Below are 15675 nucleotides of genomic sequence, written 5' to 3' on the forward strand. Positions count from 1 at the left end.
CCGATGACCCGTATACGTAAAGCGTTAACGATTGCCGGCTCTGACAGCGGCGGCGGTGCCGGTATCCAGGCTGATCTGAAGACCTTCCAGGAACTTGGAGTCTACGGAATGTCCGCGCTCACTGCGGTTACGGCACAGAATACCTTAGGCGTTCAAGGTGTATATCCGCTGGAGCCGGAAGCCGTTGCTGCGCAGCTGGATTCTATTGGAAGTGACTTGACACCTGATGCCATTAAGACCGGCATGCTGTTCAGCAGTGAGATTATCGGTGTTGTCGCGGATAAGGTGACAGCGTACGGCTGGCAGCAGCGGCTTGTGATCGACCCGGTAATGATTGCCAAGGGCGGGTCCGCTCTGCTGCTGCAGGAAGCCGTGCAGGCATTGATTACCGGACTGCTGCCTCTGGCTCTTGTGGTTACCCCCAATCTTCCCGAAGCAGAGATGCTCACGGGGATGAAGATTAATGGAATGGCAGACAGAGAACAGGCTGCAAGACTCCTGCATCAGATGGGGCCGCAGTACATTGTTCTTAAGGGCGGACATGATCCGGAAGGCGATCAGCTGGTGGACCTGCTCTATGACGGCCGGGAATTCCAATATCTGACCAGTCCGCGGATCGAGACCAGGCATACGCATGGGACCGGCTGTACTTTCTCGGCGGCGGTGGCGGCAGGACTTGCGCTCGGCCACTCTATAAATGAAGCGGTGCATACAGCCAAAGCCTTCATTCAGGCAGCCATCGAGGACAGTCTGAATATCGGGGCAGGACATGGGCCGACCAATCATTTTGCTTACGGGAACCGCATCAGATCAGGGGGGCAGCAGCTATGAAACGGATTGACAGTCAGCATATACGCAAGCTCCTTAAGGTATATTTCATTATGGGCAGCGTGAACTGCCGCCTCTCTCCAGCCGAGACTTTATCTGCCGCAGCAGACGGGGGAATCACCTTATTCCAGTTCCGTGAAAAGGGTCCCGGTGCTCTGACCGGCGCTGCTCTGCTAGAGCTTGGACAGCAGCTCCGGGCAATCTGCCGGGACAAGCGGATTCCGTTCATCGTCAATGACGACTTGGAGCTGGCGGTTGCACTTGATGCAGACGGGGTCCATGTGGGCCAGGATGATCTGCCGGCCCGGACGATCCGCCAGCGGCTCGGTGAGCACAAGATCATCGGCGTTTCCGCCCATAATCCCGCGGAAGCGCAGCAGGCGATTGCGGACGGAGCCGATTATCTCGGGGTCGGTCCGGTCTACCCCACCTCCTCCAAAGACGATGCCGAAGCCGTTCAAGGGACGGCTGTCATTGATACGCTCCGCCGCAGCGGACTTAATATTCCCCTGGTAGGGATCGGCGGTATAACCCTGGATAACGCCCTGCCGGTGATCCGGGCCGGTGCAGACGGAATCTCCGTAATCTCGGCCATAGCCGGAGCGGAGGATATCCGGGAGACCGCAAGGGCGTTCGGGCGGATTATACAAAGCGGAATGCTTCCGGAATGAGCTTAAATAAATGAGTGTATTTCAATTCCAAAAACACCCGCAGCTGCCTTCACACAGGCGCTGCGGGTGTTTCTTATGCATTCCGGCATAACCTGTTTACCGCTATTTCAGCGTAACATTTACTTTTGGAATATTCAGGCGTATAATCAGTTTACATTGTTAACTGTTAACAAAAGAAACTATTATCAGGTCAGAGGAGGTTGCCCCATGACAGATCCGGCGCAAACGATAGAGGTGTATCATTCCTTGCTCGCCGTTGCCCGCCAGCTCCGTAAGCTGGCCCATCAGAGCGCTGCGGATCTCGGATTAACCGTGCATCAGATCGGTATACTGAATTCTCTGCTCAAGCATCCCGGTCAATCGCAGAAGGAAATAACGGAGCGTCTGGTATTTGCCAAGAGCCGCGTAAGCCTGCATATTGATGCATTGGCAGAGAAGGAACTGGTGACCCGGACCGCCTCCGAGGCAGACCGCAGGGAAACGAGGCTGAATCTCACCCCGGCAGGTGAAGCGCTGTGCAGGCAATACAATGAAGACGCCTATTCATACCAAATGCTGGGGGCGGCGCTGGATCATTTTTCCGGAGAAGAAGTCCAGTCGCTCATTCAAATGCACTCACAGCTGCTCGAACAGCTGACCCGGGATCAGGATAACTTAAATACACACAAAGCTGGTGATGAATAATGGGCAGAGGTTTCGGTCCAATGGGATTCGGCGGACCCGGACATGGCAAATTAAAGTTCGATGATGATGAGGCGAAGCCGGATATATCCAAGACGCTGCTGCTCCGCATCGTGAAATATTTCCTGCCTTACTGGAAGCAGACCCTGCTGGTGATGATTGTGCTGTGCATTACTGCAGTGCTCGGGCTGCTTCCACCGATTCTGATTCAGCATATTATCGACCGTGCGCTCCCGGATAAAAACCTGAGGCTGCTGGTTCTGCTCGTCCTCGCCTCGCTCGGTACAACTGTAGTGTCCGGTCTGCTGGGCGTGCTGCAGAATTACCTGAACTCTTTTATCTCGCAAAATATTGTCCACGATATGAAAAATCAGATGTACCGCCATCTGCAGGGCATGCCGCTGCAGTTCTTCTCAGGGGTTAAGCAAGGGGAAGTCATTACCCGGATGACCAGTGATATTGCCGGGATACAGGGCGTGTTCAACAGCACCATCGTCAATTTTGCCAGCAATCTGTTCATTCTGACTACGACAGCGGCAACTCTGTTTATTATGAACTGGAAGCTGGCGCTGCTGGGCATACTGGTCGTCCCCCTGTTCATTATGCCAACCCGCAAAATGGGCAATGTGCGCTGGAAGCTGGCCAAGGAAACCCAGGAGAAGATCTCCGAGCAAAACCAGATCATCCAGGAAACGCTCAGTCTCAGCGGATATATGCTCATGAAGCTGTTCACCAAGGAAGACACCGAGCTGGCGGGCTTCAGAACCGTTAATGCCCAGGCGACACGCCTGCAGATCCGGGAATCGATGGCCGGCCGCTGGTTTATGCTGGTTCTCACCACCTTCACCAGTATCGGGCCCATGCTGATATATCTGTACGGGGGGTATTTATTTATTCAGGGAGAGCTGACGGTTGGTGCGATTATCACCTTTGTGGCGCTGCTGGGCAGATTATACGGGCCTGTGATGCAAATGACCAATCTGTATGTGGATGTGAACCGGTCGGTGGCGCTGTTTAAACGGATTTTTGACTATTTCGATATGGACCCGCTGATTGTGGATTCGCCGCTGGCCCTGCCAAGCAGTGCTGACGGTCAGAATATCGTCTTTGAAAATGTAAATTTCGCCTATCAGCCGGGCAAAACGGCCCTGCAGGGGATTTCCTTCACGGCTGCCGCCGGATCACTGACTGCGCTGGTCGGCCCCAGCGGAGCGGGTAAAACAACCATTACCACCCTCATCCCCAGACTCTATGAACTGGATTCAGGTGTGATCAGCATCGGCGGCAAGGATATCCGTGAATTCACGCTGCACTCCTTACGCTCTCAGATCGGGCTGGTTACCCAGGATACGTATCTGTTCAACGGGACCATCCAAGAGAATCTGCTCTATGCAAGCGCCAGTGCCACTGAAGCTGAGATGATTGCCGCCTGTGAAGCCGCTTATATTCATGATTTCATTATGAAGCTGCCTGAAGGCTACAGCACGGTAGTCGGTAACCGGGGAATCAAGCTGTCCGGCGGAGAGAAGCAGCGGATCTCGATCGCCCGCGTGCTGCTCAAGAATCCGCCTATTATCATCATGGATGAAGCCACCTCGTCACTGGATACAGTGTCGGAGTTCTATATCCAACAGGCGATGCATCAGCTGCTGCTGGGCAAGACCAGCATCGTTATCGCCCACAGGCTTTCCACCATTATGGCTGCCGATACCATTCTTGTCGTTCAGGACGGCGCTATTGTGGAGTCTGGACAACATGCTTCTCTGCTGGCGGACAACGGGGTCTACAGGGATTTGTATAACAAGCAGTTTCAGGCGTCAGAGTCCGCCACTTGATGTTGTACGGAATGAAAAAAGGGATTCCAGAAGGCCATTAACGGCTGCCTCCAGAATCCCTTTTTATAATTGAACAGACAAATCCAGGTTTATCTCTCAGTACGCAATGGCTCCAGCTTGTCCATCCATCCGCTGAAGTATTCCGGCGTCTCATTCTTCTTCAAGCGGTCATAATATTCGTCCACAAAACCGCCGTCTCCGGCACGCTGTCCTGCCCACTCATAGAATTCTTCAAACCGCGTCAACGCAAAACTACGCTGCTCCAGAATCAGATAGGCACTGAGCAAGCTGTCCAGTGTCAGGTCTGTGGGGTTATTTTTGTACTCCTGCTCACTTAGCCGCAGCTGATCTTCCGCATATAACTTGGTGAGGGTCTTATCCGGTACATACCGCGTTCCCTGAAGCTCATACACGCCTACCAGCGCTGGACCAAGCGGCATTTGCCCGGAAAAGGGACTTGCCAGCAAATCCTCATCTCCGTCCTGATCCGTATCCTCATAGTTCACCGAGACATTATCGTTAACAGTTACCTGCATGACTCCGTCGATTTCCTCCACGACAATATAGGATGATTCAGGACGGTTATCCATCAGACTGAACAAAAAGGTGGCATGGTTATTCTGCACAAGCGCTTCCGCCCAGAGATCATCTTCCTCACTCCAGATATTGCCGCCTTCCATCTTAATTCCGGCCTGTTTGCTGTCAAAGACAATCTTCCCGTCCTTCACAACCGCAAACTGCGTATACGTAAATTCCCCTTTGTTCCAGTAATACACCTCGTAGATCTGCCCGTTCAGCTGAACGGCATCCATATGTAAGAATCCTGAATATTCATCCGAAATCTCCGGGGAGACTTCCGGTACTTCCCCCGTAAAATCAGCGGTTGTATCCGCCGGAGAGGCTTGTGGTGCAGTTGACTGTGCTGCTTCTGAAGATACAGATGCTTCCGGCGGCTCTGCAGTTTCATTACTGCCGGTTCCCGAGCAGCCGGCTATAACCATTAGCGCTAATAGCAAACTTATTATTCTCATTTGATCCTCCTGATGGTTTGTCAGTGTGTCAGCAAACGCTTAAATGCTGTGAATCCCTATTGCTCTGCGTCCAGTCTGGAGTGGAGTTCAGCCTGCTCTTCTGCGGTCAGATGCCTCCACTGCCCCCGCTCAAGGCCGCTGAGCGTAATGTGCATGACCCGGATGCGCTCCAGGCGGAGCACCCGGTAACCCAGTTCTTTGCACATCCGGCGGATCTGCAGATTCAGTCCCTGGGTTAAAATAATCGCGAACTCGTTGTCCGTGATCCTGCGGGTGAGGCAAGGCTTGGTCCGGGTCCCGAGAATATCCACACCGGCTGACATCTCCTGAAGGAATGCTTCAGTCACCGGCTTGTCCACCGTAACGTTATATTCCTTCTCATGCCCATGCTCGGAGCGCATCATCCGGTTAACCACGGCTCCGTCATTGGTCATGAGTATCAGCCCTTCGGACTGTTTGTCCAGCCTGCCAACAGCAAAGATCCGGGAAGGATAACCGACATAATCAATGATGTTCCCTTCCACCTGCCGGGCAGCTGTACAGGTAATCCCAACTGGCTTGTTAAGAGCCAGATAGACCCGTTCTTCCCGGTCTGGGCTCAGCGTAACGCCGTCAACGGCCACCGTATCTCCAGGCTCAACACTGGCCCCCGCTGCACAGGCTATACCGTTAATGGTTATACGTCCCGCCGCAATCAGCCGGTCCGTCTCTCTGCGCGGATATACGCCTGTCTCACTTATATATTTATTAATTCTCACTCCAGTACCCGCTTTCCTGCCCTACATATTAAAGAACACCTGATTCACTTACAAATCAGATGTTGCATATGGGCACAAGGCCGCCTTATTTACTGCCTCCGGTTTTGTTGCCGCCGCCGCTGCCCTTGGCTGCGCCTGCTCCCTTGGTTCCCGGTTTGGTACCCGGGCTTCCGGGAGGTCCGCTTTTTGCCGGCTTCACGGGTTTCGCCGTCTTATTCCAGCGGGTCCAGCCCTTGCTCCCTGTCCCTCTGCCTGTGCCGCCGCCTTTACTTTTTGCCACAATATCACTCCGTCAGTATTCAGTTTTCGTCATGCATTCCTCTATCTTACCATTATTCCTGGGGTAATGTCAGGTAAAACCGCAAACAACCTGCGCGGAGAAGCTCCGGCAGGCTGCATTACGAACTGAAATGAAGTTGTTCCTGCTGCTTATTTCGGCTGAATATAACCTTCGGCCTTCAGCAGTTCAGCGATCAGGACAGCACCGCCGGCAGCACCTCTTACAGTGTTGTGGGACAGGCTGACAAATTTGTAGTCATAGAGTGAATCTTCACGGAGTCTGCCGGCTGAAATTCCCATTCCGTTCTCAATATCACGGTCCAGACGGGTCTGCGGACGGTTCTCTTCTTCGAAATAGGTAATGAACTGTTTAGGTGCGCTTGGCAGTCCCAGCTGCTGCGGACGTCCCTGGAAGCTGTTCCAGTGTTCCAGAATCTCTTCCCTGCTAGGCTTCTGCTCAAAGGATGCGAATACCGCAGCCATATGGCCATCAGCAACCGGTACACGAATACACTGTGTGGTGATCACTGGCTGTTCGCTTTTGACAATCCCCTCTTCAGTTACCTTCCCCCAGATCCGCAAAGGCTCCTGCTCGCTCTTCTCTTCTTCGCCGCCGATGAATGGAATCACGTTGTCCACCATGTCCGGCCAGTCGGCAAAGGTTTTACCGGCTCCTGAAATCGCCTGATACGTCGTCACAACAACCTTCGAAGGCTTGAAATCATGAAGCGCATGCAGTGTAGGCATGTAGCTCTGAATGGAACAGTTAGGCTTGACAGCGATAAATCCGGTTTCGGTACCCAGACGTTTGCGCTGCTGGGCAATCACCTCAAGATGCTCAGGGTTGATCTCAGGAATCACCATCGGAACATCCGGCGTCCAGCGGTGCGCGGAATTGTTGGATATAACCGGAGTGCCGGTGCGTGCGTAGGCTTCTTCCAGTGCCTTGATTTCTTCTTTCTTCATATCTACAGCGCAGAAGATCAGATCCACATCCGCAGACACTTCCTCTACCTTGGATGCGTCCTGAACCATAATGCTCTTAACGGCCTCCGGCATGGGTGAAGACAGCTTCCATCTGCCTTTGACGGACTCTTCGTACGTCTTACCGGCCGAATTCGCGCTCGCGGCAATAGCCGTTACCTGAAACCAGGGATGATTCTCAAGAAGTGCAATGAAACGCTGGCCGACCATACCGGTACCGCCAACAATACCCGCTCTCAACTTACTTGACATAAGAAATTCATTTCCTTTCAAGCAGCGCCTAGCGATAGGTGCTTTTTAATAACCGATTATAAATGATATATGCATGTTACACAATATGTGATTATAAAGTAAGTGTTTCCTGTTCCTAAAAATTATCGCGCCATCCCCAGACGCTTGGACAATTCACCGAGATCCTGGCCCTTGAGCGCTCCCTCGACCAAAATAGGCAGTAACGCCGGAGTACAGGCAAAGCAAGGGGTTCCGTCACGGGTGAGCTGGGCGGCCAGGCGCTCGTCGTAGGAAGGCTTCCCTTCATCCGACAGGGCCAGCAGTGTCATCGTCCGCACACCGGATTCGCGCAGCTCACGCATCCGCCGGACCAGTCCGGCCTGGTTGCCGTTCTCATACAGATCGGAAACAATGATGAACAGCGTCTTCTTCGGCTCCTCAATGAACTGCTCACAATACTTCACGGACTTATGGATATCCGTGCCGCCGCCAAGCTGAATGCCGAAGAGCATGTCTACCGGATCATTGGCACATTGCTCAGTCAAATCTACGACCTCAGTGTCAAAAGCGACCACACGCGTGTTAAGCGCCGGAATGCTGGCGAAGATTGAGCCGATCACCGAAGCCCAGATGACAGAGCTGGCCATCGATCCGCTCTGGTCAATGTCCACGATCACGGTCCATTCCTTGCTGCGGCGGGCCCTGTCGAAATAAAAGAACCGCTCGGGGATAATCATCCGCCGCTCTGCATCATAATGCTTCAGATTGCGCTCAATGGTCCGCTTCCAGTCCAGCCCGCTCAGGGACGGCAGCGGAGAATGCTGCCGCTTGTTCAGCGCGCCGGTGACGGCACGGCGGATATCCGTCTCCAGCAGCTTGACCAGCTCATCAACCAGTGCCTGGACTAGCATTCTTGCGGTATCCTTTGTTTTCTCGGGAATTTTACCTTTGAGTGCCAGAAGCGTACCCACCAGCTGGATATCCGGCTTCACGGCCGCCAGCAGCTCCGGCTCGAACAGCAGCTGCTTCCAGCCTTTGCGCTCCATGGCATCACTCTGGATAATCGAGACAACATCCTCCGGGAAGAAGGTGCGCACATCCCCAAGCCATTTGGACAGGTTAATAGCGGCATGCCCTGATCCCGCCCCTCTGCCCTTCGAACCCGCTTGAGAGGTCCCGTCAGCTCCGCCAGCACCTGCCTCATTATAGATGGCAGCCAGCGCCGCATCCATAATCAGCTCTTCCTCGGTCAGTGTAGGTCCGCCGCCTGCCCCGTAACCGGATAAGGCTTCCTCAGCTTCCTGGCCTAGAATCAGCCGCCAACGCGATACCGCCCCGTTCCGCCCGTTATCCTTAATATCCTCCGCCATCTATAGGTCACCGAAGTCAAAATCATTCAGCTCATCCAGCATTTTGGCTTCCTCCTCCTTCAGCTCGCCTGTAAGAATCTCAGCAGCCTGTTCAGTGTTCACACCCCACAGCTCACCCAGAAGCTCGGAGATCATCGTCTTCTCCCGGGAAGAGAAGGTACTGAATGCCCGGCGCAGAAAGACCAGGGCACGTTTGAATTCCTCATCGTCCAGGGCATTAATATAATCATTCAGCTGCTCCCACAGGCTCATCCGCGATAACAGGCCGTAGCGGTTACGCATAGACAGCCCTTCGAACCAGCCCGCCCCCAGATCAGCAGGGATACCCGGAGACAGCCGGCGTGACACCTCTGCAGCCACATCTTCCGCAGAGACCGCAGCCCGCTCCATCAGGATCGCGCAGGCGAAGCCGGACAGCCGGGGGTTACGGTCATCCCGCTGTGACAGCTGCTGCAGCTCCTGCAGCCACAGGGCAGTATCCAGAGTCCCGCTATGTTCCAGCGAGATGCCGTTCAGCTCATTCATGGCGCTGATCATCAGCGCCGCAGCTTCGTCATTGCAGCCGCTCGCATCCAGCAGGAACAGGCAGCCGCGCCGGAACAGCTCCTCCAGCAGCGGCACGAGCGGAGCGGTATCCACCTTGCGGATATCGCCGAAGCCGATAATTGTCGCCATATCCCGGGCAGCGGCGGCAATAGCAACTACATCGCGGCTGTCCACCGCCAGGCTCTGCAGCACCCGGCTGCTCTCCTCCATCTGCGAGGTCATCGCACACTGGCAGGCGATGCGGATCAGCGCAGACGCATCAGTAATGGAGCGGCACTCCAGCAGCTTCTCCTTCAGCACATAAGCTGCAGCGACTTCAATGGTCTCGCCGAGGAGAGTCGATTCAACCACCTGAATCTCCACCTCCGGTGACCACTGGATAATCCAGTGCTCTGACCAGGTTGCCCCGGACTGACCGCTTGGCATATTCCGCACGAAGGATATGCCCAGCAGCTCCAGCCTGTGAAACAGCACGGAACGGTGCAGATCCAGGTAGGCCGCTTCGGCGCTGGATACCCGGCGGTTCTCCCGCAGATCGAGCGCCAGGTCACTGGCTACAGTGGACTTGTATTTCTCCAGCTTATACCGCTTCAGCAGCCGGTTCAGGTCATCCTGGATCGGTGTCTGGCTGACACCTTCGGCCAGGCTGCCAATCGCCGTACCGACATCTACCCGGGCCAGCGATTCGGCAACAACCGAGAGGTCGCCATGGCCGAGCAGTGTCTGGGCGGCATCGCGCAGATCACGCAGTGTAGGCGCGCTCCCGCCGTGCAGTGCTGCCAGCGACTCTGCCAGCCGGACCGCTTCAATGACTTCAGCGGTGGAGCGGTGCGTCCCGGAACCGCGTACCTGCCTAGCCACGGAGGAAAGGTAGAGATGCGGCAGCTCCTCAGCCCTGCCGGACTCCATCAGCTCCCACATCAGCTCGAAGTAATGCGGAGCCCCGTTGCCTGCACCATAGCCGGACATTGTAGAGAGCTTGTAATACGAATACGGCATCAGCGTCAGCTTCGTGCTGCGTGTAGGCAGTGACGCCAGCTCGCTGTCGGTCATCCCGTCTGCAAGGTCTGCCAGTGCAGCAGCATGGTAAGCGCCGCAGATCACTACTATCTTCTCCGGCTGATGGCCGGCTTCAATCTTCTTCCGGATCTGGCGCCGCATATAAGCTTCGCGCAGCGCGTTATAAGCATATTCGCGTGGCTGCTCTACCAGCTCCCGGGACTCTGACAGCTCACGCATCCGGGCTGAGAACGCCAGTATCGCCGCACGGTACGCTCCGCTGCTGGCGTTATGCTCGTAATTGCGTTCCCAATACATATCATAATCAGATTCACCGGCGAGCCGGGCAATCCGGCTGTATACCGATTCCTGCTCCTGCAGCTCATCATCCGTAGGCTCACCTTGTTCATCCGCCGCAGGCTTAAGCACCGGCCTGCTCCCGGATTCAAGCCGCAGGGCATCCTGCAGACCCAGGGTTACGGATGAGGGAAGATCGATGAATTCCGCTTCTGCCCCATGCTCCTTTGCCCATCGCATCCCCTGGTATTCCGGGGAGTAGACAGCGAACGGCCACAGCACCGTCCGCACAGGCAAATCCTCAGTAAAGGCCAGAATCGCAACCGGAGGTTTCGTGACGGTGTGAGTCAAATGACGGATCTCATCAGTTGCATCACTGGGTCCTTCGATCAGGACGGCGGTCGGCTGAAGCTCATTCAAGTATTCCAGCAGATGCTTCGCACCGCCCGGAGACAGATGGCGCACCCCGAAAATATTCACAACGGCAGCAACAGCCGCCCCACTCACTCGTTCATCTCCTTGCAGGCTTGATACAATCCGCGCCAGTCCGCTCCTTTTTTCTTCATTACATTATCGAGGTATTCCTTCCAGACCAGCTTATCCTTGTCATCATCCTTGACGATAGCCCCCTGCAGGCCGGCAGCCAGATCCCCATCGGTCAATTCTCCGCTGCCGAAGCTGGCTGCCAGGGCCATGCTGTTCGTCAGTAGGGAGATGGCTTCCGCCGTGGAGATTACACCGGCCGGTGTCTTCACCTTCTCCTTCTTGTCGAGCGTCATGCCGCTGCGCAGCTCGCGGAAGATCGTCACTACCTTGAGCAGTGCTTCATCCGCCGGAACAGAAGCCTGAAGCTCATACGAAGAAGCAATCTCTGCAACCCGCTTCTTCACGATCGACAGCTCGGTCTCCAGATCAGACGGTGCCGGCAGCACAATGATGTTGAACCGGCGCTTGAGCGCCGCTGACATTTCGTTCACGCCGCGGTCACGCGTGTTGGCAGTGGCAATAATGGAGAAGCCTTTGCGGGCACTGGTCTCCTTGCCCAGCTCCGGCACGGAGATCGTCTTCTCCGAGAGGATGGAGATCAGCGCATCCTGCACCTCGGAAGCGCAGCGGGAAATCTCCTCAAACCGGGCTATCCCGCCGTCCTCCATTGCCCGCATAATCGGACTCTTGACCAGCGCCTCCGGCGTTGGCCCGTTCGCCAGAAGCATGGCATAGTTCCATGAATAACGTACATGCTCCTCACTGGTTCCGGCAGTCCCTTGCACGACCAGGCCCGAGTTGCCGTAGATCGCAGCCGCCAGATTCTCGGACAGCCAGGACTTCGCCGTTCCCGGCTCACCGATCAGAAGCAGCGCCCGGTCTGTTACCAGCGTGGCCACTGCCATCTCTATCAGCCGCGTGTTACCGATATATTTCGGGGTAATCACGGTCTTGCCCGCCTTGCCTCCGGCAATGAAGGTTAACACCGAACGCGGCGACATCTGCCACCCGGCAGGGATACGGCCTGTATCTTCCCTGCGCAACGCCTCCAATTCCTCACGGTATAGAACCTCGGCTGGCAGACGCATGTAATCCTGAAGCTGACTTTGTTCCGTCGACATGAACACCTCTCCTTTATAAGAACTCATCAATTAGATTTCTTAAGCTACATCCGCCCTGGATTATTGCACACTCTTCAAGCTGTTCAGCACATACTCCAGCTGCTGCTTGCATTCATATCTATATTTAGGGACAATCGCTTCCAGACGTCCTGCATAGCTGGCCGGGAAGCGCTCCATCAGTTTAAACAAGTAGAGCTCAAATGTGTAAGCTGTATGAACATTTTTATTCTCCAGGGCTGTCATCAGCAGCTCAAGACGCTCCGGCTCCGGCACCCCCGCCCTCTCCAGACCCTTGAAAATATTAGAAAGGAGATCATAAGTCGTGCGTTTAAATGGCTCCTGCAGCTTGCCAAGCAGGTAGTCCCGCACGCCCTTATGCCCCGGCCGGGCAAAAGCGCTTGCCAGGTTCACCGCATCATGCTGAATGAACCAGTCCAGCCACCGGGAATCCCAGGCTGCCGCAATCTCCTCGGCTGACAGCATCTCCCTGCTGTAAGGCTGCCTGATTCCTGCAGCATCCCACTCTACCTCATACGCTCTCCGGCGGATATCCACGATCTGCTCCTCAATCGTACTAATCAGCAGCTGGGCGCGCTGAGCCGCATCTTTGGCATCCTTGCCCACCAGTGCTTTCAATTTGTCCATAAAGGTTCCGCCGAACCGGCTGTACAGCTCCTTGGGCGTCATTACCCGCTGGGCGGCGTGGAAATAATTCGGCAGGAAACGCACACTGCGCTTATCCAGTGCCTCCAGCTCTGCCAGCGCAGCTCCGCCCGGAGTATTCTCTTTATACCAGGCTGCCTGGTCAATGAGCGGAATCCAGCCGAGCGGGGAGAACCGGGCGTACTCCTGAAGGATATAGCTGTAGATTTCATCCAGCTGCGGGCTCCGCTCATGGCGCAGAGCGGTCAAGAATGGAAGAAGGCTATTCCATGCACTCTCTGTCAGCTTCTTGTCCGCATTATTCTGCGGCGCCTTCTGCAGTTCTTCCATGAACAATGCCGCCAGCTTATCAGACACCTCTGCGGAAGCTCTGCCAGCCAGTACACCGGCAACCATCTCACGGTCCTTTTTCGCCGTGAAAGCCTCCACAAGCCGTTCACCGCCCTGCTGCGAACCGCCTGCAGCCAGCGCCGAGAAGGCAGCTTCACGTATGGCCTTCTTCTTATCTGTTGTCCACTCCAAGAGTGCGTCCACATACGGCTCATGACCGGCGAGCCATTTCATAGCGGCTACCCGGATGTCTTCACTGCCGCTTCCGGCGATGCGGAACATCTCCTCCAGATACCGGTCTCCTCCCACCTTGCCGATCACCTCAAGCTTGCGGACCTCGCTCCTGCCGCCGGCTGGATCCAGGCTTTCGAAGAGGAATCCGGCAATGTCCGGTCCATAGGACGGAAGAATATCAGTCATGGCAAAGTCTGCAAGTTCCGAATATGGATCGTTCAGTGCCGAGACTGCCGGCGGGAGCAGCCGCAAATCCTGAAAAACACCGTCCTTAAAAGCATCAATTACAATTTCATATCTTCCGCTTCCCGTTGTACTGAGCGCCTGCTGAACGGCACCAATCTTGCGGTAGGGCTGATTCGTCTTAAGTTCAAAGCTCAAGGCCGGCAAAGGTCCGGGGGTTCCGTCAACTGCTGTTGTCCCCTGGGTATACAGCACCGACTCCAGCAGCAGCGTAAGCTCCTGCAGTTGAACACCGGGAGCGGCCTCTTCAGCACCGTCAGGCTCCAGTAATGAAGCCACGCCCTCGCCCAGCTTCTTAAAGACCGGTGCGCGTTCCCCCAGCTGCTGAAACTGCGGAAGCAGTCGTTTCAGGCGGAAGTCTCCGGCCGCCAGCCCGCTTCCGGCAATATACAGTCTTCTAATCTCCTGATGCAGCTCCTGTAATAACGCTGTGCTCATGGACTGTCCTCCTATATGAATGAACTTGAGTTACCTTAGAATTCAGATGCTCGCCGCTGTCCTTCCTTGAACTTCTAATACAGCAACCGGATGATTTCTTCACCCTTAATGACTGTCAGCGGCTGGGCAGTCAGCCTTCCCTTGTCCAGGTTATGCTCGAACATCACCAGCAGGTAGCAATCCGTATGCGCGGCAGCCGGCACAAACGGCAGCATATGCACGGTTCCCTGCGGCAGGGACGGAATATCCTCCAGCGCCAGCCTGCTGCCGGATTCATCCGTTATGACATATTGTCCGCTCTCCGTAATGCCCAGACTGGCGGCATGCAGCAGCATCACCGGCAGCTTGTCGCTGAGCGGATTCTTGATCTGGTTCTTCACCATCTTGACAGCTTCCGCGTAGGAGCGGTGAGCCTGGGCAGTAGCCCGTTCTATATCCGGGCCTTGCACTGTTCTTGGAGACATGGCTTCAAAACGGACCCGTGCATTCATATCGCCCGGATAAGTATAGAGCTGAGGGACAACAGCAATCTCGAAGAAGCTGTCTTCCTCCCGCATCAGCTTAGCGGCCTTATACGGCCGATAATTGACCGTCCGGTGGATCCTCCCGCCTTCCGCAGTGAGGTCCACCCAATACCCGAGATCCACATATTCCAGCCGGGCCATATCATTGAAGCTGTAGAAGGCGAGCTGCAGCAGCTCTGCCCCATCCTTCACCAGCCCGTATTCCTTCAGTTCGCTCAGCTGCCAGGCATGTCCCAGCCACTCATCGATGGTCGATTCATGGTCGAGTGCAAGCTCCGGGTCCTCGCTCCGGGCCAGCAGATACGCCCGGCCCTTCTTAATAAATGCATGAAGCCGTGACAGCTGCTCCATCGCATATGTATAATTCTGTTCCTGGTCCTTGCCGCCGAACATGAGAATCGTGAACCGGCGCAGCTCAATCTGTGCTCCTGACAGATAATAGTTGCCAAGCTGCTTCACCTGCTCCTGAATCGTCTTCATGCTCGAACGGTCAATGGTGGACAGTCCGCCGCGGACGAACCCCAGCACCAGCTTCTCAAGCATATCGAGCCCTTCAAGCTGGGCGGTAATTTTTTTCTTAAGCGCGGATTTGTTAATCTTCTTCGGCTTAGGCTCTGCCCCTTCGGCCGCCTGCTTCACCTTATTCTCTTCCCGCTTCTCAGCCTTCTCACGCTTGGAGGCTATGTCCTCAGGGACGGGAGCAGGGCTGAACGTCTGGCCTTCGGCCTTGGCATAGAGCAGCCCTAACGCATGCTTACAGGGAAACTGGCGGCTGGGGCAACTGCAACGGAATACCGGATTGTCCGGCACGATGAAATCCACAGAACACTCATAGGGAGTCTTGCCGCTCCCTGCACATTTTCCAAACAGCAGCTCTCCGTCCTCCGACTGATGGAGCTCTATGAAGCTTTTTTTGCGGACCAGACCTTGACCGTTCTTGATGGCTGCAGCATTGGGTGCAAGTGAATCAACGTATGATGAAGTAAGTTCAGGCAAATCAGATTCCTCCCGGCTGAAATAGGATGTACGCGGCATAAATAGGAGTGCGGTTATGACACATGCAAGTTATTACCCAACTTCAACGGATAAGATCACATGTTTGCATTTATCTTAGCAAAAATATTCC

The 15675-nt window shown here is 55.1% G+C and carries 13 protein-coding genes; 4 read left to right on the forward strand and 9 right to left on the reverse strand.

Going from position 1 to position 15675, the window contains the following annotated elements:
- Positions 1–3: 3 nt before the first annotated feature.
- The 4 genes from thiD (at position 4) to MHI42_RS04760 (ending at position 4015) form a co-directional block, all read left to right on the forward strand.
- Positions 4–831 carry a bifunctional hydroxymethylpyrimidine kinase/phosphomethylpyrimidine kinase gene (gene thiD, locus MHI42_RS04745; RefSeq protein ID WP_342422959.1) on the forward strand — a complete coding sequence of 276 codons (828 nt, stop codon included), beginning with the start codon at positions 4–6 and terminating at the stop codon, positions 829–831.
- Positions 828–1499 (forward strand): thiamine phosphate synthase, encoded by a 672-nt coding sequence (gene thiE, locus MHI42_RS04750; RefSeq protein ID WP_342422960.1) that lies wholly within the window; start codon positions 828–830, stop codon positions 1497–1499. Before thiD ends, thiE begins: the two co-directional genes overlap by 4 nt.
- 207 nt (positions 1500–1706) lie before the next feature.
- Complete coding sequence (locus MHI42_RS04755) at positions 1707–2183, forward strand: MarR family transcriptional regulator (protein ID WP_042136727.1); 477 nt, start codon at positions 1707–1709, stop codon at positions 2181–2183.
- Positions 2183–4015, forward strand: coding sequence for an ABC transporter ATP-binding protein (locus MHI42_RS04760; RefSeq protein WP_342422961.1), 1833 nt, complete (start codon positions 2183–2185; stop codon positions 4013–4015). The genes MHI42_RS04755 and MHI42_RS04760 overlap by 1 nt, the downstream gene beginning before the upstream one ends.
- Before the next feature lie 89 nt (positions 4016–4104).
- Here MHI42_RS04760 and MHI42_RS04765 read toward each other — a convergent pair whose 3' ends face one another.
- From MHI42_RS04765 to MHI42_RS04805, 9 genes are all read right to left on the reverse strand, one after another.
- A complete protein-coding gene (locus MHI42_RS04765) occupies positions 4105–5046 on the reverse strand; it encodes a hypothetical protein (RefSeq protein ID WP_342422962.1) in 942 nt (313 codons plus the stop codon).
- 56 nt (positions 5047–5102) lie between these two features.
- Positions 5103–5804 (reverse strand): pseudouridine synthase, encoded by a 702-nt coding sequence (locus MHI42_RS04770; protein ID WP_342422963.1) that lies wholly within the window; start codon positions 5802–5804, stop codon positions 5103–5105.
- Between the two features lie 85 nt (positions 5805–5889).
- On the reverse strand, positions 5890–6087 hold the full coding sequence (locus MHI42_RS04775; protein WP_171719634.1) for a DUF3934 family protein: 198 nt from the start codon (positions 6085–6087) through the stop codon (positions 5890–5892).
- Positions 6088–6233: 146 nt separating this feature from the next.
- Positions 6234–7319, reverse strand: coding sequence for an aspartate-semialdehyde dehydrogenase (gene asd, locus MHI42_RS04780; RefSeq protein ID WP_342422964.1), 1086 nt, complete (start codon positions 7317–7319; stop codon positions 6234–6236).
- A 122-nt stretch (positions 7320–7441) separates the two neighbouring features.
- The gene (locus tag MHI42_RS04785) at positions 7442–8668 is read right to left on the reverse strand and encodes a VWA domain-containing protein (RefSeq protein ID WP_342422965.1); all 1227 of its coding nucleotides are present in this window, start codon (positions 8666–8668) and stop codon (positions 7442–7444) included.
- Positions 8669–11017: a DUF5682 family protein gene (locus MHI42_RS04790; protein ID WP_342422966.1), complete on the reverse strand. Its 2349-nt coding sequence runs from the start codon at positions 11015–11017 to the stop codon at positions 8669–8671. It lies immediately after the preceding gene.
- The gene (locus MHI42_RS04795; protein ID WP_039303646.1) at positions 11014–12117 is read right to left on the reverse strand and encodes an AAA family ATPase; all 1104 of its coding nucleotides are present in this window, start codon (positions 12115–12117) and stop codon (positions 11014–11016) included. The genes MHI42_RS04790 and MHI42_RS04795 overlap by 4 nt, the downstream gene beginning before the upstream one ends.
- A 60-nt stretch (positions 12118–12177) precedes the next feature.
- The gene (locus MHI42_RS04800) at positions 12178–14025 is read right to left on the reverse strand and encodes a HEAT repeat domain-containing protein (protein WP_342422967.1); all 1848 of its coding nucleotides are present in this window, start codon (positions 14023–14025) and stop codon (positions 12178–12180) included.
- 74 nt (positions 14026–14099) lie between these two features.
- Positions 14100–15545 (reverse strand): SWIM zinc finger family protein, encoded by a 1446-nt coding sequence (locus MHI42_RS04805; protein WP_342422968.1) that lies wholly within the window; start codon positions 15543–15545, stop codon positions 14100–14102.
- Positions 15546–15675 lie beyond the last annotated feature (130 nt).

The sequence above is a fragment of the Paenibacillus sp. FSL E2-0178 genome (assembly GCF_038593005.1).
Lineage (GTDB): Bacteria > Bacillota > Bacilli > Paenibacillales > Paenibacillaceae > Paenibacillus_AQ > Paenibacillus_AQ phytohabitans.